The sequence below is a fragment of the Streptomyces physcomitrii genome, from assembly GCF_012273655.1.
Classification (GTDB): domain Bacteria; phylum Actinomycetota; class Actinomycetes; order Streptomycetales; family Streptomycetaceae; genus Streptomyces; species Streptomyces physcomitrii.
Window position 1 is genome coordinate 482,273 of record NZ_JAAWWP010000002.1, and the last position, 16,076, is coordinate 498,348.

General features: G+C 69.5%; 14 protein-coding genes and 1 tRNA gene. 2 read left to right on the top strand and 13 right to left on the bottom strand.

What is annotated here, in order from left to right:
- Nucleotides 1-91 precede the first annotated feature (91 nt).
- The 11 genes from rpoB to HFV08_RS05370 all read right to left on the bottom strand — a co-directional run bounded on the left by rpoB (nt 92) and on the right by HFV08_RS05370 (nt 11,617).
- Nucleotides 92-3,577 (bottom strand): DNA-directed RNA polymerase subunit beta, encoded by a 3,486-nt coding sequence (gene rpoB, locus HFV08_RS05315; RefSeq protein ID WP_168536300.1) that lies wholly within the window; start codon nt 3,575-3,577, stop codon nt 92-94.
- Nucleotides 3,578-4,226: 649 nt separating this feature from the next.
- On the bottom strand, nt 4,227-4,610 hold the full coding sequence (gene rplL / locus HFV08_RS05325) for a 50S ribosomal protein L7/L12 (RefSeq protein ID WP_040252643.1): 384 nt from the start codon (nt 4,608-4,610) through the stop codon (nt 4,227-4,229).
- A gap of 127 nt (nt 4,611-4,737) precedes the next feature.
- Nucleotides 4,738-5,268, bottom strand: coding sequence for a 50S ribosomal protein L10 (gene rplJ / locus HFV08_RS05330; RefSeq protein ID WP_168536302.1), 531 nt, complete (start codon nt 5,266-5,268; stop codon nt 4,738-4,740).
- 351 nt (nt 5,269-5,619) lie between these two features.
- Complete coding sequence (locus tag HFV08_RS05335) at nt 5,620-6,525, bottom strand: SCO4651 family lipoprotein (RefSeq protein WP_168536304.1); 906 nt, start codon at nt 6,523-6,525, stop codon at nt 5,620-5,622.
- Between the two features lie 125 nt (nt 6,526-6,650).
- Complete coding sequence (locus HFV08_RS05340; RefSeq protein WP_168536581.1) at nt 6,651-7,523, bottom strand: SCO4651 family lipoprotein; 873 nt, start codon at nt 7,521-7,523, stop codon at nt 6,651-6,653.
- A 323-nt stretch (nt 7,524-7,846) separates the two neighbouring features.
- The gene (gene rplA, locus HFV08_RS05345) at nt 7,847-8,569 is read right to left on the bottom strand and encodes a 50S ribosomal protein L1 (RefSeq protein ID WP_168536306.1); all 723 of its coding nucleotides are present in this window, start codon (nt 8,567-8,569) and stop codon (nt 7,847-7,849) included.
- Nucleotides 8,570-8,760: 191 nt separating this feature from the next.
- On the bottom strand, nt 8,761-9,195 hold the full coding sequence (gene rplK / locus HFV08_RS05350; RefSeq protein WP_040252631.1) for a 50S ribosomal protein L11: 435 nt from the start codon (nt 9,193-9,195) through the stop codon (nt 8,761-8,763).
- A gap of 167 nt (nt 9,196-9,362) precedes the next feature.
- Nucleotides 9,363-9,887 (bottom strand): hypothetical protein, encoded by a 525-nt coding sequence (locus tag HFV08_RS05355; protein ID WP_168536308.1) that lies wholly within the window; start codon nt 9,885-9,887, stop codon nt 9,363-9,365.
- A gap of 241 nt (nt 9,888-10,128) precedes the next feature.
- On the bottom strand, nt 10,129-11,073 hold the full coding sequence (gene nusG, locus HFV08_RS05360; RefSeq protein ID WP_168536310.1) for a transcription termination/antitermination protein NusG: 945 nt from the start codon (nt 11,071-11,073) through the stop codon (nt 10,129-10,131).
- Between the two features lie 86 nt (nt 11,074-11,159).
- Nucleotides 11,160-11,444 carry a preprotein translocase subunit SecE gene (secE, locus tag HFV08_RS05365; protein WP_040252627.1) on the bottom strand — a complete coding sequence of 95 codons (285 nt, stop codon included), beginning with the start codon at nt 11,442-11,444 and terminating at the stop codon, nt 11,160-11,162.
- A gap of 100 nt (nt 11,445-11,544) precedes the next feature.
- Nucleotides 11,545-11,617 (bottom strand) — tRNA-Trp (locus tag HFV08_RS05370).
- A gap of 212 nt (nt 11,618-11,829) precedes the next feature.
- Here HFV08_RS05370 and HFV08_RS05375 point away from each other — a divergent pair.
- Nucleotides 11,830-13,056 carry a pyridoxal phosphate-dependent aminotransferase gene (locus tag HFV08_RS05375; RefSeq protein ID WP_168536312.1) on the top strand — a complete coding sequence of 409 codons (1,227 nt, stop codon included), beginning with the start codon at nt 11,830-11,832 and terminating at the stop codon, nt 13,054-13,056.
- A 184-nt stretch (nt 13,057-13,240) separates the two neighbouring features.
- Complete coding sequence (locus HFV08_RS05380; protein ID WP_168536314.1) at nt 13,241-14,299, top strand: adenosine deaminase; 1,059 nt, start codon at nt 13,241-13,243, stop codon at nt 14,297-14,299.
- Nucleotides 14,300-14,489: 190 nt separating this feature from the next.
- Here the strand turns inward: HFV08_RS05380 and HFV08_RS05385 are convergent, their stop codons facing one another.
- A complete protein-coding gene (locus HFV08_RS05385; RefSeq protein WP_168536316.1) occupies nt 14,490-15,545 on the bottom strand; it encodes a UDP-N-acetylmuramate dehydrogenase in 1,056 nt (351 codons plus the stop codon).
- Between the two features lie 96 nt (nt 15,546-15,641).
- Nucleotides 15,642-16,076, bottom strand: a complete 435-nt coding sequence (locus HFV08_RS05390) for a MaoC family dehydratase (RefSeq protein ID WP_168536318.1) — start codon at nt 16,074-16,076, stop codon at nt 15,642-15,644.

Below are 16,076 nucleotides of genomic sequence, written 5' to 3' on the forward strand. Positions count from 1 at the left end.
GGAAAGGGGGCGCTTCATCAATGGTCTGAGGGGTCCGGGGTTGACCGGGGCCGGCCGTAGCTACCTACGGCGGAGGCCCCGGTCAGACTCGTCAGACCTCTTCGACGCTGCTCGGCTCGCGCCGGGACAGGTCGATGCCGAGCTCCTCGGCGGCACGGAAGACGTCCTCGTCCGTGTCGCGCATCTCGATGGACATACCGTCACTGGAAAGCACCTCCACGTTGAGGCACAGGGACTGCATCTCCTTGATGAGCACCTTGAAGGACTCGGGGATGCCGGGCTCCGGGATGTTCTCGCCCTTGACGATGGCCTCGTAGACCTTCACGCGGCCGGTGACGTCGTCGGACTTGATGGTCAGCAGCTCCTGGAGGGCGTAGGCGGCGCCGTACGCCTCCAGCGCCCACACCTCCATCTCACCGAAGCGCTGGCCACCGAACTGGGCCTTACCACCCAGCGGCTGCTGGGTGATCATGGAGTACGGACCGGTCGAGCGGGCGTGCAGCTTGTCGTCGACCAGGTGGTGGAGCTTGAGGATGTACATGTACCCGATGGAGATCGGGTCCGGGAACGGCTCGCCGGAGCGGCCGTCGAACAGCCTCGCCTTGCCGGACGGCAGCACCATGCGGTCGCCGTCGCGGTTGGGGATGGTGTGCTCCAGGAGGCCCGCCAGCTCGTCCTCGCGGGCACCGTCGAAGACCGGGGTCGCGACGTTGGTGCGCGGGTCGACCTGGTCGGCCTCGATCGCCTGCAGGCGCTCGGCCCACTCCTCGCCGAGGCCGGAGACGTCCCAGCCCTGGCTGGCGAGCCAGCCGAGGTGGATCTCCAGGACCTGCCCCGGGTTCATCCGGGAGGGGACGCCCAGCGGGTTGAGGATGATGTCGACCGGGGTGCCGTCCTCCAGGAAGGGCATGTCCTCGATCGGCAGGATCTTGGAGATGACGCCCTTGTTGCCGTGGCGGCCGGCGAGCTTGTCACCGTCGGTGATCTTGCGCTTCTGCGCCACGTACACGCGCACCAGCTGGTTCACACCGGGGGGAAGCTCGTCGCCCTCCTCGCGGTCGAAGACGCGGACGCCGATGACCTTGCCGGTCTCGCCGTGCGGCACCTTCAGCGAGGTGTCACGGACCTCACGGGCCTTCTCACCGAAGATCGCGCGCAGCAGGCGCTCCTCGGGGGTCAGCTCGGTCTCGCCCTTGGGGGTCACCTTGCCGACGAGGATGTCGCCGGCGATGACCTCGGCGCCGATGCGGATGATGCCGCGCTCGTCGAGGTCGGCGAGGACCTCCTCGGAGACGTTCGGGATGTCCCGGGTGATCTCCTCGGGGCCCAGCTTGGTGTCCCGGGCGTCGACCTCGTGCTCCTCGATGTGGATCGAGGAGAGGACGTCGTCCTGCACGAGGCGCTGCGACAGGATGATCGCGTCCTCGTAGTTGTGGCCCTCCCAGGGCATGAACGCCACGAGCAGGTTCTTGCCGAGCGCCATCTCACCCTCTTGGGTGGCGGGCCCGTCGGCGAGGACCTGGCCCTCGATGACGCGGGCGCCCTCGTCCACGATCACCTTCTGGTTGACCGAGGTGCCCTGGTTGGAGCGGGAGAACTTGGCGATGCGGTACGTGGTGTAGGTGCCGTCGTCGTTGGCGACGGTGACGTAGTCCGCGGAGACCTCCTGGACCACACCCGCCTTCTCGGCCTTGATGACGTCACCGGCGTCGACGGCGCAGCGGTACTCCATGCCCGTACCGACGAGGGGGGCCTCGGCGGTGATCAGCGGCACGGCCTGGCGCATCATGTTGGCGCCCATGAGCGCGCGGTTGGCGTCGTCGTGCTCCAGGAAGGGGATCATGGCGGTCGCGACCGACACCATCTGGCGCGGCGAGACGTCCATGTAGTCGACGTCCTCGCCGGGGACGTAGTCGATCTCGCCGCCGCGGCGGCGCACCAGCACCCGGGACTCCTCGAAGTGGAGGTCCTCGGTGAGCGGAGCGTTCGCCTGGGCGATGACGAAGCGGTCCTCCTCGTCGGCGGTGAGGTAGTCGACCTCGTCGGTGACGATGCCCTCGGTGACGCGGCGGTACGGGGTCTCCACGAAGCCGAAGGCGTTGACCCGGCCGTAGGAGGCGAGGGAGCCGATCAGGCCGATGTTCGGGCCTTCCGGCGTCTCGATCGGACACATCCGGCCGTAGTGCGAGGGGTGCACGTCGCGGACCTCGAAGCCGGCCCGCTCACGGGAGAGGCCACCGGGGCCGAGCGCGGACAGACGGCGCTTGTGCGTCAGCCCGGACAGCGGGTTGTTCTGGTCCATGAACTGGGACAGCTGGCTGGTGCCGAAGAACTCCTTGATGGAGGCGACGACCGGCCGGATGTTGATCAGGGTCTGCGGCGTGATCGCCTCGACGTCCTGGGTGGTCATGCGCTCGCGCACGACGCGCTCCATACGGGCGAGACCCGTGCGGACCTGGTTCTGGATCAGCTCGCCGACGTTGCGCAGGCGGCGGTTGCCGAAGTGGTCGATGTCGTCGGTCTCGACCACGATCTGGGTGCCGCTGTCGCCGACCGTCTCGGTCTCGCCGGCGTGCAGCTTCACCAGGTACTTGATCGTCGCGATGATGTCCTCGACGGTCAGGATCCCGGCGTCCAGCGGGGCGTCGGCGCCGAGCTTCTTGTTGACCTTGTAGCGGCCGACCTTGGCCAGGTCGTAGCGCTTGGGGTTGAAGTAGAGGTTCTCCAGCAGGGTCTGCGCGGCCTCGCGGGTGGGCGGCTCGCCCGGGCGCAGCTTGCGGTAGATGTCGAGGAGCGCGTCGTCCTGGCCCTGGGTGTGGTCCTTCTCCAGGGTGGCGCGCATCGACTCGTACTCGCCGAACTCCTCGAGGATCTGCTCGGTGGTCCAGCCGAGCGCCTTGAGCAGGACGGTGACGGACTGCTTGCGCTTGCGGTCGACACGCACACCGACCATGTCGCGCTTGTCGATCTCCATCTCCAGCCAGGCACCCCGGGACGGGATGATCTTGGCGGTGAAGATGTCCTTGTCGGACGTCTTGTCGATGGAGGAGTCGAAGTAGACGCCCGGCGAACGCACCAGCTGGGAGACGACGACACGCTCGGTGCCGTTGATGACGAAGGTGCCCTTGTTCGTCATGAGCGGGAAGTCGCCCATGAAGACCGTCTGGGACTTGATCTCACCGGTCTCGTTGTTGGTGAACTCGGCGGTGACGAAGAGCGGGGCCGCGTACGTGAAGTCGCGCTCCTTGCACTCGTCGATGCTGTTCTTCGGTGGCTCGAAACGGTGGTCGCGGAAGGTCAGGGACATCGACCCGCTGAAGTCCTCGATCGGGGAGATCTCCTCGAAGATCTCCTCCAGACCGGACTTGGTGGGGACGTCCTGTCCGCTGTCCAGAGCCGCCTCGACACGAGCCTTCCACGCCTCGTTACCGAGCAGCCAGTCAAAGCTCTCGGTCTGCAGAGCAAGAAGGTTCGGAACCTCGAGGGGCTCCTTGATCTTTGCAAAAGAGATGCGCAGCGGGGCGGTGCTTGCGCCGTTGTTCGTATTCGCGGTCGAGGCAGTGCGCGAGGCGGCCAAGAGGGGGTCCTTCCGAGGGCTCGGACTCACTACGCGCGTACCGGCCCCACACCGGAAGCCAGTGACAAAACCTCAAGAAAACCCTGGTCAGGTCCGGTTTCGTCGGCTGTGCTCAAGTGCGGGCGTGCCCCTGGTGACGGGCAGGAGGCAGCTAACAGGCAGCGCAAAGGGTCAGTGTAGCCACTCGGCCCACTGATGTCCACTCCGGGTTTTCCGAGGCCTGTTCGAGCCTCATATCGACCCTCGTTGTTCTCGCCACTCGCAGCTCGCGGTCTTCCATACTCTCGACGCACATCGATACTGCCCTCTTCGCCAGCGATCCATGCCTCGGATCCGGATCGGTTCTGGCGACGCGTCCTGAGAATCGCGCGCCGCGTGCGGTTCGTCAAGAGCCCCCAGGCCGAACCACACGCCGCGATCCTCACTGCCGGGCCCCTCCACACTGCCGGGCCCTCCACGCGGACCCCGCCTCCCGGCGGAGCGCAACGAAGATCACCCTACTCGCCGGACCCCGCTGTGCAAGGGAGGTCCTCGCCCGGCCCCGTCAACGCCGAAGGGCGACCACCCGGATGGGTGATCGCCCTGAGCGCTCCGGCCGTTACAGCGGCACGCCGCCGGAGGCCGGAAAAGAGTCAGCGGACTCGCGAGGTCACTTGACCTCGACGGAGGCGCCGGCGCCCTTGAGGGCCTCAGCGGCCTTCTCCGCGGCGGCCTTGTCGACCTTCTCCACGACGGCCTTCGGGGTGCCGTCGACGAGGTCCTTGGCCTCCTTCAGACCCAGCGAGGTCAGCTCACGCACGACCTTGATGACCTGGATCTTCTTGTCGCCGGCGCCGGTGAGGATGACGTCGAACTCGTCCTGCTCGGCAGCGGCCTCGGCCGGGGCGGCACCGGTCGGGGCGACCGCGACGGCGGCCGGGGCGGCGGCGGTGACGTCGAACTTCTCCTCGAACGCCTTCACGAACTCGGCGAGCTCAAGGAGGGTGAGCTCCTCGAACTGGGCAAGCAGGTCTTCCTGGCTGAGCTTCGCCATGGTGGCGGTCCTTCCACTAATTCGGCTGGTGCCGGATGTACATGTCAGGCGGGCGTACGTCGGGCCCGCTGTCGGCCTCCCGCGGCCTAGGCGCACCTAGGCGAGGGCTGCCAATGTGCGAGCCGAATTACTCGGCACCGCCCTGCTCGGCCTTCTTGGCACGAAGCGCCTCCGCGGTGCGGACGAACTTCGAGGGAAGCGCCTGGAAGAGCGCGGCAGCCTGGGACTGCTTGCCCTTCATGGCGCCCGCCAGCTTGGCGAGCAGAACCTCGCGGGACTCGAGGTCCGCGAGCCTCTTGATCTCGTCGGCGGACAGCGGCTTGCCGTCCATGACGCCGCCCTTGACGACCAGGGCAGGGTTGTCCTTGGCGAAGTCGCGCAGACTCTTCGCCGACTCCACCGGGTCACCGGTGACGAAGGCGATCGCCGTGGAGCCCTTGAACAGGTCGTCCAGGGTGGAGATCCCGGCCTCGTTGGCCGCGATCTTGGAAAGCGTGTTCTTCGACACGCGGTACGTAGCGTTCTCACCGAGCGAACGGCGCAGCTCCTTGAGCTGCGCCACGGTGAGACCGGTGTACTCGGTCAGCACAGCGGCGTTGGAGCTGCGGAACTTGTCCGCCATCTCGGCAACCGCGGCAGCCTTGTCGGGCCTCGCCATGAGCCTCGGCCTCCTTCCGGGTGAACAGGACCGCGCGGACCCGAAGGAGGAGTGGAGCTAAAACGAAACGCCCCGGCGCAGGCGGCCAGGGCGTGAGCTCGACCGGAACCGGATTCGTGAACCGAATCGCGACCGGGAGCACTTCCAGGGTCACCTACGCAGGTCGCCGCAATTCAGCGGATCCTTCGGCCACCGCACCCTCAGTTGAGCGCGCGGCAACGACCAGCGGTCTTTGGCTTCCTCGGAAGAGTACGGGACCGGCTCACCGGCAGGCAAATCGCCTCCGGCCCGCCGGTGGGCGGGGCTCCGGCCGCCGCTCCCCCGCGGGGTCCCGGCGGCCGGTCGCCGCGCCTACTGCTGCTGCTTCATCAGCTCCTTGAAGTCCACGGTGTCGTCCGCCGGGGGCGCCTCGGCGGTGACATGGATCCCGTAGTCGCTGTAGAAGGCCGTGGTGGTGAGCCTGCCCTTGGCGGTGTCGCCGGCCTCGGTCTTCTTGACCATCAGGTCCTTGTCGTCGACCCAGATGTCGATGGTCTCGGTGGTGATGCCGGAGTCCCGCAGCTGCTTCTTGAGGTCCGCGAGCTGGTCCTTGTCGAGGTTCGAGCCGCGCTCGGCCAGCTCGGCGACCTCGACCTTGCCGCGGTAGTGCGTGGTCTTCTCGCCGCGCACCTCCTCCTCGCCGACCCGGCGTACGTCACCGGAGGCGAGCAGCAGCTTCACGGACTGGTTGGGCGTGGAGTTCTGCAGCTGGTCCTTCATGTACGCCCCGCTGGAGCCCGCCAGCTCCTCCAGGTCCTCGTAGCCGTAGCGGATCCAGTGCTTGCCGCCCGCCTGCCGCGCGAAGGGCTCGCCCATCTTCGCGTAGTACTCGTCGGGCAGATAGCGGGCGTCGATGCTGGAGGAGCCGGCCTGCTCCATCTGCTGGGCCATCTGACCGCCGGTGTACGTGATGTTCATCGCCCCGGTGGTGCCGTCCGCCCAGGACAGCTCGCCCTTGGTCTCCATCGACAGGACCTCGCCCATCGAGAAGGTGGACTCGACCTTGGCGGAGTCGGCGGCCTCGGTGGACTCGTCCACGGTGCGCAGCGCGGTCAGGGCCGAGGCGGAGTTCCCCTCGGAGCCGTTGTCCGCGGGCCTGTCCGCCGCCTTCTCGTCCTTCGTGCCGTCCCCGTCGGAGGAGCCGCAGGCGGCCACCGACGTGAGGGCCGCGGCGGCCGCCACGGACAGAGCGAGCCGACGCAGATGTCTGGTCTTCATTTCCCACCCCTGTGAGTCTTCTGTGAACCGCACGCTAGTGCAGGGAGCCGAGACCGGTCCCGGGAACGAGACGACCCCGCAACTCCGGGCGGTTGCGGGGCCGTCGGCGGTTCAGCCGAGGAGGGTCACTCCTCGGCCAGGGCCGCCATCTCCTCGGCGAAGTCGAAGACCTCGGCGGCGGGCGGCGCCTTCACCTCGACGGGCTTGTTGAAGTCGAGGAAGGTCAGCGTCATGTCCATCGGACCCTCCTCGGCCTTGCCGCGCATCCGGAACTGCTTGGTGCGGTCCTCGCCGTCGATCCACACGTCCATGTCGAGCGCGCCGATGCCGAGCTCCTCGTACTGCTCGAGGCTCTTCTCGCGCTGCTCGCGCCGCTTGCCGTCCGCGCCGGCGAGCGAGGCCCGCAGCTCGTCCAGGGAGACGGTGCCCCGGTAGTGGCGGGTGCGGGTGCCCTCGACGGTCTCGGTGCCGACCAGCTTCACGTTCTTCGAGCCGGTCAGGAAGGTGGACTCGGCGGCCGGGTTCTTCTGGGCCTGCGAGCTGAGGCCGCCGCCGCGCGGGCCCTTGGCGCCGCCGAGCTCCTTGCCGCCGAACTTCATCCAGGACTTGCCGTCCATCTCGGGCTGCGGCTCCCCGGTACCGATGTAGAGGACCCCGTCGACCAGGCGGATCTCGGCCTCCCCCGCGTCCGCGCCGCCGGTGACGGTGGACTTGAGGCTCATCGCGAGCGGTTCGACGCTCATCCCGGCCTCGGCCTCGACCTTGCCCTGGCCGGGGACGGTGCCCTTGGCCCGGTAGTGGAAGGAGGTCAGCTTCTCGCTGCGCTCGGCGGCCTTGCGCACCGCCGCCGCGGGCCGCATCGCGGGCGTCTGCTCGGCCCCCCGCTCGCCGCCCCCGGTCTCGTCCCCGCCCTCCGAGGACGACGAACACGCCGCCGCCCCGCACACCAGCGCGGCCGCCACCAGGGCGACCCCCGCCTTCTTCCGTACCGCACGCATGGCTGATGCCACGTCCCCACCCCTGACACACATGACCGGAAACAGACGGCCCGCACGGTGCGGCGGCCCGTCTGCCTCAGGTGAACGAAGGATTCGAAGAAACCGCAAAGAAACATCAAAGCAGCACTTCAGAGCGGGACATTACCCGAACCGAACCCGTCAGTGCGCACATGTTTCTCACAACTCGGTTGCACCAGGGCCATATTCGCGGGCGCCCTGCCCCGTCCCGCCCACCCCGAACACGCCAACGGGCCCCGCACCTGGAGCAGGTACGGGGCCCATGGTCACAGCGCGCGCGAGGCGGCTGCCGGTGAGCGGAGGGCTCAGACGGCGGCCGGGTCCTCCTCGGTGAGGAGGTTGCGGGTGCGGTTCGGGTCGAGCGGGATGCCCGGGCCCATGGTGGTGGTGAGGGCGGCCTTCTTGATGTAGCGGCCCTTGGCGGCGGACGGCTTCAGACGGAGGACTTCCTCCAGGGCCGCGCCGTAGTTCTCCACCAGCTTGTCGTCGTCGAAGGACGCCTTGCCGATGATGAAGTGCAGGTTCGCGTGCTTGTCGACACGGAACTCGATCTTGCCGCCCTTGATGTCGTTCACGGCCTTGGTGACGTCGGGCGTCACGGTGCCGGTCTTCGGGTTCGGCATCAGACCACGCGGACCGAGCACGCGGCCGAGGCGGCCGACCTTGCCCATGAGGTCCGGGGTGGCGACGACGGCGTCGAAGTCCAGGCGCCCCTTGGAGACCTCGTCGATCAGCTCGTCGGCGCCGACGATGTCGGCGCCCGCGGCACGCGCGGCCTCGGCACGGTCACCGGTCGCGAAGACCAGGACCCGGGCGGTCTTACCGGTGCCGTGCGGGAGGTTCACGGTGCCGCGGACCATCTGGTCGGCCTTGCGCGGGTCGACGCCCAGACGGAAGGCCACCTCGACGGTGGGGTCGAACTTGGTCGCGGAGGTCTCCTTGGCGAGACGGACGGCCTCGAGCGGGGCGTAGAGCTTGTCCCGGTCGATCTTCGCGTCCGCAGCGCGGAGAGTCTTGCTGCGCTTCACTTCTGCTCCTGAGGTTGTGCACCGGACCGAGTGCCCGATCCGGCGGGAGATGGAGTTGTGGTGCGGGCCGCGCCCGGCCCTGCCACAGGTGGTACGGGGTGAACTCAGCCCTCGCATCTGTCGCGAGGTCCTCGTCCTCGCTCGCTCCGCGGACGGCTACGCTTCGCCGGCCACTGCGCGAGCTGCGTTCCTCAGCCCTCGACGGTGACGCCCATGGAACGGGCCGTACCGGCGATGATCTTCGACGCGGCGTCGAGGTCGTTGGCGTTGAGGTCGGGCATCTTGGTGGTGGCGATCTCGCGGACCTGCGCCTCGGTGATCTTGGCGACCTTGGTCTTGTGCGGCTCGCCGGAGCCCTTCTCCACGCCCGCGGCCTTGAGGATCATCTTCGCGGCCGGCGGGGTCTTGGTGATGAAGGTGAAGGAGCGGTCCTCGTAGACCGTGATCTCCACCGGAATGACCCAGCCGCGCTGCGACTCGGTCGCGGCGTTGTAGGCCTTGCAGAACTCCATGATGTTGACGCCGTGCTGACCCAGCGCGGGGCCGACCGGCGGGGCCGGGTTCGCGGCGCCGGCCTGGATCTGGAGCTTGATCAGCCCCGTGACCTTCTTCTTCTTGGGAGGCATTGCTCTCTCCGGGTCCTTAGTGAGAGTGAGACTGCCTTCAGCCGGTCATCCGGATGGAGGCATACCGCCCCACGATAGCGGGTACCGCCTCAGGTCCCCAAAACGAGCAGGCCGGACCGCCCCGAAGGACCGTCCGGCCTGCGCCGTCATGGCTGGTGAGCGCCCTCTCAGCAGCGCTTGGAGGTGGCTGCCTGCCCGGCCAGCGGCTCACCCGGGGCCCGCAGGCTAGCCACCGCGGCCGTGCACTGGCCCGCGGTCTTCGCCGGGTCGGACCAGATCTCCTGGAGGTTGGTGTCCGCCCAGGCGCGGCTGCCGTGGAACTTGTCGTCGCTGTAGCTGTACACCGCGGCGCTCACGTCGTAGTCCTTCACCTTGTCCCGGAAGGACTGCCAGACCCAGACGTAGCTGTAGTTCTGCTTGCAGTCGGGCGAGTAGAACTGCTTGACCGAGGCGGCGTGCTGCCCGCCCCGGTCGATGTACGCGGTGGTGCCGATCTGGTACGCGTCGTCACAGACCCCGGCCGCCTTGGCGCGGGCGCTCAGCGGGTTGCCCGCGGCCGAGGGCGCGGTGGACTTCGCGCTGCGCTGCTTGTCGGGCGCGGGCGCCGGACCGCTGCCCGCGAAGGCGGACGAGGCCGGTACGAGGACGGCGGCGCAGGCGATCGCGGCGAGGACGGTCTTACGAGCACGCATGGGATTTCCCCCTAGCTCTGCGGGTGACTGGTCCACCGGAACACATGGCACGGCAAAGGGACATCAATCCCCGTAAACCCCTGCATGTCCCAACAGAGGCCGCCGTTCACGCGTTTCGGTCACCTGGTTGGACGGCCGTGGCCCGCGGATGGTTGTGCCCCACCTCACAGCTCACCCGAAAGAGCCCCCGACCGAACGGAGATCCGCTGGTCGAGGGCTCTTGGGGAAGAAAGAAATACGGTCAGTTCTTCTGGATCTGGTCGAAGCTCAGCTCGACCGGGGTCTCGCGGCCGAAGATCTCCACGAGGCCCTTGACCTTCTTCGAGTCCGGGTTGATCTCGTTGATCGTGGCCTGGAGGGTGGCGAAGGGGCCGTCGGTGACGGTGACCGAGTCGCCGACCTCGAAGTCCAGGACCTGGACCTCGACCTTGCGCTGCGGCGCCGGCTTGCCCTCGGCCTCGGCCGCCTCGCGGGCCGCCTTCTCCTCGGCCTCGGGGGCGAGCATCTTGACGATCTCGTCCAGGGTCAGCGGGTACGGGTCGTAGGCGTTGCCCACGAAGCCGGTGACGCCGGGGGTGTTGCGGACGACGCCCCAGGACTCGTTGGTCAGGTCCATACGGACGAGCACATAGCCGGGGAGCTTGTTCTGGCGGATCGTCTTGCGCTCGCCGTTCTTGATCTGGGCGACCTCTTCCTGCGGCACCTCGGCCTGGAAGATGAAGTCCTCGACGTTGAGCGAGACGGCGCGCTGCTCCAGGTTGGTCTTCACGCGGTTCTCGTAACCGGCGTAGGTGTGGATGACGTACCACTCGCCGGGCAGCAGGCGGAGCTCGTCGCGCAGGGCGGCGACCGGGTCGACCGGCTCGGCCTCCTCGGCGGCGGCCTCGGCCAGCTCCTCCTCGGCGGCGCCCTCCTCGACCTCGGCGGCGTCCGCGGCGGCTGCCTCCTCGGCGGCCTCGTCCGCCACGGCCTCTTCGGCGGCGGGCTCGTCCTCGGGGCTCTCGGCGACCGCTTCGGCCTCGTCCTCGACGTGCAGGGCAGCCTTCTCGGCGGCCTCACCGGCAGCGGCGTCGGCAGCCTCGGCCTGGTCCTGGTCCGCGGCCTCGACGATGGCTCGCTCGTCCTCAGCGGACTCGAAGCTCTCGCCCGGGGACTGGGCGGCGTCGTTCAGGTTCGGGTCAGACACTGTGGCTGCTTCTTCCTGGATACAGAGGGGTGGAACGCGCGAAAGGGACGCCGGGCACGGCGTCCTTCGCTCTCGCCTCGGCTGACTCAGCCGAAGACGTACTTCGCGACCTTGTCAAGGCCATAGTCAATCACGGTCACCAGACCGATCATGATGACGACGAAGATGATCACCACAGTGGTGTACGTCGTCAGCTGGTTCCGAGACGGCCAGACGACCTTGCGGAGCTCCGCGACGATCTGGCGGTAGAACAAGGCGAGGCGCTTCAGCGGGCCCTTCTTGCCACGCTTGCCGCCCTTGCGCGACTTCTTCGAGTCGTCCGCCTCATCCGGGGTGTCAGGCTTGTCGATGGAGCCCACGGCGTCCGTCACTCGTCCTCACCTGATTCCCGGGTCGTGGCCGTGCCGCGCCCGGTGGAGCCGCACGGCTGTGCTGTACGTACCTGCGCACACATCCTGGCGGAGTGTGTAGCAGGGCCGGAGGGACTTGAACCCCCAACCGCTGGTTTTGGAGACCAGTGCTCTACCAATTGAGCTACGACCCTTTGATTTCCCCCAACCTACCGCATCGATCCCCCCGTACAGACTCCGCTGAGACTGCGGTGGATCATCGGCGGCTGAAGGCCAACGAGGAGTGAGTGTACGTGTTCCGGGGGCGGACGTCGAACAGAAAGGGGCCGTCCAAGCGGCGACCGCGGATGTTCGGTGGGTGAAACGAGCGTGCCGGGGAGGTTTCGCGTCTGGAAGCATGTGCGCCATGAGTGCTGCAACCTCACCCACCGAGCGCAGGGTCTCCGCCCGCGTCGGTGCGATCTCCGAGTCCGCCACCCTTGCCGTCGACGCGAAGGCCAAGGCCCTGAAGGCCGCCGGCCGCCCGGTCATCGGCTTCGGCGCGGGGGAGCCCGACTTCTCCACGCCGGACTACGTCGTCGAAGCCGCCGTCGAAGCCTGCAAGAACCCGAAGTACCACCGCTACACACCGGCCGGGGGGCTGCCGGAGCTGAAGGCAGCCATCGCCGCGAAGACGCTCCGCGACTCCGGCTACGAGGTCGACGCCTCCCAGGTGCTGGTCACCAACGGCGGCAAGCAGGCGATCTACGAGGCCTTCGCCGCGATCCTCGACCCGGGCGACGAGGTCATCGTCCCCGCGCCGTACTGGACCACCTACCCCGAGTCGATCCGCCTCGCGGGCGGCGTCCCGGTCGAGGTGGTCGCGGACGAGACCACCGGCTACCGCGTCTCCGTGGAGCAGCTGGAGGCCGCGCGCACCGAGCGCACCAAGGTCGTGCTCTTCGTCTCCCCCTCGAACCCGACGGGCGCCATCTACCCGGAGGCCGAGGTCGAGGCCGTCGGCCGCTGGGCCGTCGAGCACGGGCTGTGGGTGCTGACCGACGAGATCTACGAGCACCTCGTCTACGGCGAGGCGAAGTTCACCTCGCTGCCGGCGATCCTGCCGGAGCTGCGCGACAAGTGCATCGTCGTCAACGGCGTCGCCAAGACCTATGCGATGACCGGCTGGCGGGTGGGCTGGATCATCGGCCCGAAGGACGTCGTCAAGGCCGCGACCAACCTCCAGTCGCACGCCACCTCCAATGTCTCCAACGTCGCCCAGGCCGCCGGCCTCGCCGCGGTCTCCGGCGACCTGGACGCGGTCGCGAAGATGCGCGAGGCCTTCGACCGGCGCCGCCGCAAGATCGTGGCGATGCTCGGCGAGATCGACGGCGTGGTCTGCCCGGAGCCCGAGGGCGCCTTCTACGTGTACCCCTCGGTCAAGGGCCTGCTCGGCAAGGAGATCCGCGGCAGGCGCCCGCAGTCCTCGGTGGAGCTGGCCGCGCTGATCCTGGACGAGGTCGAGGTCGCCGTGGTGCCGGGCGAGGCCTTCGGCACCCCCGGGTACCTGCGGCTCTCGTACGCGCTCGGTGACGAGGACCTGGTCGAGGGCGTCTCCCGGATCCAGAAGCTGCTCGGCGAGGCCAAGGACTGACCTCCGCCCCGTGCGCGCGCGGGCCGTCTCCCCCCGGGGAGGCGGCCCGCGGTCGTATACGGAGGAAGAACGGACGAAAGGACGGATGGAGAAGGGGGACCCGCGCCGGGTACGTCCGTGCGGTCGGTCACCCGAAAGAGGATGCGGCTACCGGCGCGGCGGCGGCGTACGGCAAGATCTCCGGATGGAGCGTGCCCGAGACCTCAGCGACCCCTCAGCCCGTACGGCGGCCGGCCGTGACCTCAGCGAGCTGCCCAAGGCCCATCTGCATCTGCACTTCACCGGGTCGATGCGCCACACCACGCTGCTGGAACTGGCCGACAAGTACGGAGTCCACCTGCCCGACGCGCTGCGCTCCGGGGAGCCGCCGAAGCTGCGGGCGACCGACGAGCGCGGCTGGTTCCGCTTCCAGCGGCTGTACGACGCGGCCCGCTCCTGCCTGCGCGAGCCCGAGGACATCCGGCGCCTGGTGCGCGAGGCGGCCGAGGAGGATCTGAAGGACGGCTCCGGCTGGCTGGAGATCCAGGTCGACCCGACCTCGTACGCGCCCCGGCTCGGCGGGCTCATCCCGGCCCTGGAGGTCATCCTCGACGCGGTGGACTCGGCGTCCGAGGAGACCGGCCTCGGCATCCGCGTCCTGGTGGCCGCGAACCGGATGAAGCACCCGCTGGACGCCCGCACCCTGGCCCGGCTCGCGGTCCGCTACGCCGACCGCGGGGTGATCGGCTTCGGCCTCTCCAACGACGAACGGCGCGGATTCGCCCGGGACTTCGACCGCGCCTTCGCCATCGCCCGGGAGGGCGGGCTGCTCTCGGCCCCGCACGGCGGCGAGCTGACCGGGCCCGCCTCGGTGCGGGACTGCCTGGACGACCTGCACGCGGGCCGCATCGGCCACGGGGTACGCGCGGCGGAGGACCCCCGGCTCCTGAAGCGGCTCGCCGACCGGCAGATCACCTGCGAGGTCTGCCCCGCCTCCAATGTCGCGCTCGGCGTCTACGAGAAGCCCGAGGACGTACCGCTGCGCACCCTCTTCGAGGCCGGGGTCCCGCTCGCGCTCGGCGCCGACGACCCGCTGCTCTTCGGCTCCCGCCTCGCCGCCCAGTACGAGATCGCCCGGCACCACCACGGCTTCGACGACGCCGAACTCGCCGAGCTGGCACGGCAGTCGATCCGCGGCTCACTGGCGCCCGAGGAGCGGCAGCGGTCGATGCTCGCCGGGGTGGACGCCTGGCTCACGGGCTGAGCGGGGGCGGGGGCCGGTCGATCCGTCCGCCGGTCCGCTCGGTCGGCCAGTCCGCTCGGTCGGCCCGGCCCGTCGGCCCGGCCCGGCGGCCGGTCGGCGGTCGGGCCATCCGCCGGGCGGTCGCGGCCTCGGGCCGGTCCCGCCGCACCCCTCGGACAGGCCGCCGCGCCCCTCGGACCGGGCCCCGCCCTCAGAGCTCGACGCCCACCGTCACCGGCTCGTTGACCAGGGTGATACCGAAGGCCTCGCGTACGCCCGTGACCACCTCGCGGGCGAGCGCGAGCAGGTCCTCGGTGGTGGCCGCGCCCCGGTTGGTCAGGGCGAGGGTGTGCTTGCCGGAGATCCGGGCGGGGCCGCTGCCGTATCCCTTGGTGAAGCCCGCCTTGTCGATCAGCCAGGCGGCCGAGGTCTTGGTGCGGCCCTCGCCCGCCGGGTACGCGGGCGGCTCGGTGTCCGCGCCGAGGCGGTCGGCGACCCGGCGGCGGAAGGCGGCGAAGCCCGCCTCGTCCAGGATCGGGTTGGTGAAGAAGGAGCCCGCGGACCAGGTGTCGTGGTCGTCCGGGTCGAGCACCATGCCCTTGCCCGCGCGCAGCCGCAGCACCGTCTCGCGCACCTGCTCCAGCGGCGCCCGCTCCCCCGCCGCGACCCCGAGGGCGCGCGCCGTCTCCGCGTACCGGATCGGCGCGGAGAGCCCGCCCTCGTCGGCGAGCGCGAAGCGGACCCGGAGCACCACATGCCGGTCGGGCTCGGCCTTGAAGCGGCTGTGCCGGTACGAGAAGGCGCACTCGGCACCGGAGAGGGTGACGGTCCGGTGCTCCCTGCGGTCGTAGGCGAGCACCTCGGTGAGGACGGAGGAGACCTCCTGGCCGTAGGCGCCGACGTTCTGGATCGGGGTGGCGCCCGCGGAGCCCGGGATGCCGGCCAGGCACTCGATCCCGGCGAGCCCGGCGGCGGTGCTGCGGGCCACGGCCTCGGTCCACACCTCGCCCGCGGCGAGTTCGAGCGCCGTGCCGTCGAGGGCGAAGCCGGTGGTGGCGATCCGCAGCGCGGTGCCCTCGAAGCCCTTGTCGCCGATGACCAGATTGCTGCCGCCGCCGATGAGGAGCAGCGGGGTGCCCTCGGCGTCGGCGCGCTGGACGGTCTCGACGACCTCGGCGTCGGTGGTGGCGGTGACCAGGCGGGTCGCGGGTCCGCCGAGCCGGAAGGTGGTCAGCGGGGCGAGCGGGGCGTCGTGGAGTTCCTGCACGGCACAAGGGTACGGTCCGCGGCCCGGCGCGCGGGCCGCGGACCGCAGGGCCGCGAGTGGTGCGGGCCGCCCGGGACGGAGCGGCGCCCGGTGTGCTCAGGCCAGCCGGACCACCGCGCGGGCCATGCCGAGGACCTTCTTGCCCGCGGACATCGCGGTCAGGTCGACCCGTACGGTGTTGTCCGCCAGCTTGGCCGCGACCTTGCCGCTGACCTCGATGACGGCGCCCTCACCGTCGTCGGGGACGATGACCGGCTTGGTGAAGCGGACGCCGTACTCCAGGACCGCGCCCGGGTCGCCGACCCAGTCGGTGACGACGCGGATCGCCTCGGCCATGGTGAACATGCCGTGCGCGATGACGTCGGGGAGGCCGACCTCGCGGGCGAAGCGTTCGTTCCAGTGGATCGGGTTGAAGTCGCCGGAGGCGCCCGCGTAGCGCACCAGGGTGGCGCGGGTGACCGGGAAGGTCTGCGCGGGCAGTTCGGTGCCGGTCTCGACGTCCGCGTACGCGATCTTCGTTGCGGTGCTCAT

Excerpts from the sequence above, each read along its gene's own strand:
- HFV08_RS05390 (WP_168536318.1), bottom strand. The coding sequence starts at position 16,076 with ATGAGCACCGCAACGAAGATCGCGTACGCGGACGTCGAGACCGGCACC.
- HFV08_RS05355 (WP_168536308.1), bottom strand. The coding sequence starts at position 9,887 with ATGCGTGCTCGTAAGACCGTCCTCGCCGCGATCGCCTGCGCCGCCGTC.
- rplL (WP_040252643.1), bottom strand. The coding sequence starts at position 4,610 with ATGGCGAAGCTCAGCCAGGAAGACCTGCTTGCCCAGTTCGAGGAGCTC.
- HFV08_RS05380 (WP_168536314.1), top strand. The coding sequence starts at position 13,241 with ATGGAGCGTGCCCGAGACCTCAGCGACCCCTCAGCCCGTACGGCGGCC.
- rplK (WP_040252631.1), bottom strand. The coding sequence starts at position 9,195 with ATGCCTCCCAAGAAGAAGAAGGTCACGGGGCTGATCAAGCTCCAGATC.
- HFV08_RS05335 (WP_168536304.1), bottom strand. The coding sequence starts at position 6,525 with ATGAAGACCAGACATCTGCGTCGGCTCGCTCTGTCCGTGGCGGCCGCC.
- rplJ (WP_168536302.1), bottom strand. The coding sequence starts at position 5,268 with ATGGCGAGGCCCGACAAGGCTGCCGCGGTTGCCGAGATGGCGGACAAG.
- HFV08_RS05375 (WP_168536312.1), top strand. The coding sequence starts at position 11,830 with ATGAGTGCTGCAACCTCACCCACCGAGCGCAGGGTCTCCGCCCGCGTC.
- HFV08_RS05340 (WP_168536581.1), bottom strand. The coding sequence starts at position 7,523 with ATGCGTGCGGTACGGAAGAAGGCGGGGGTCGCCCTGGTGGCGGCCGCG.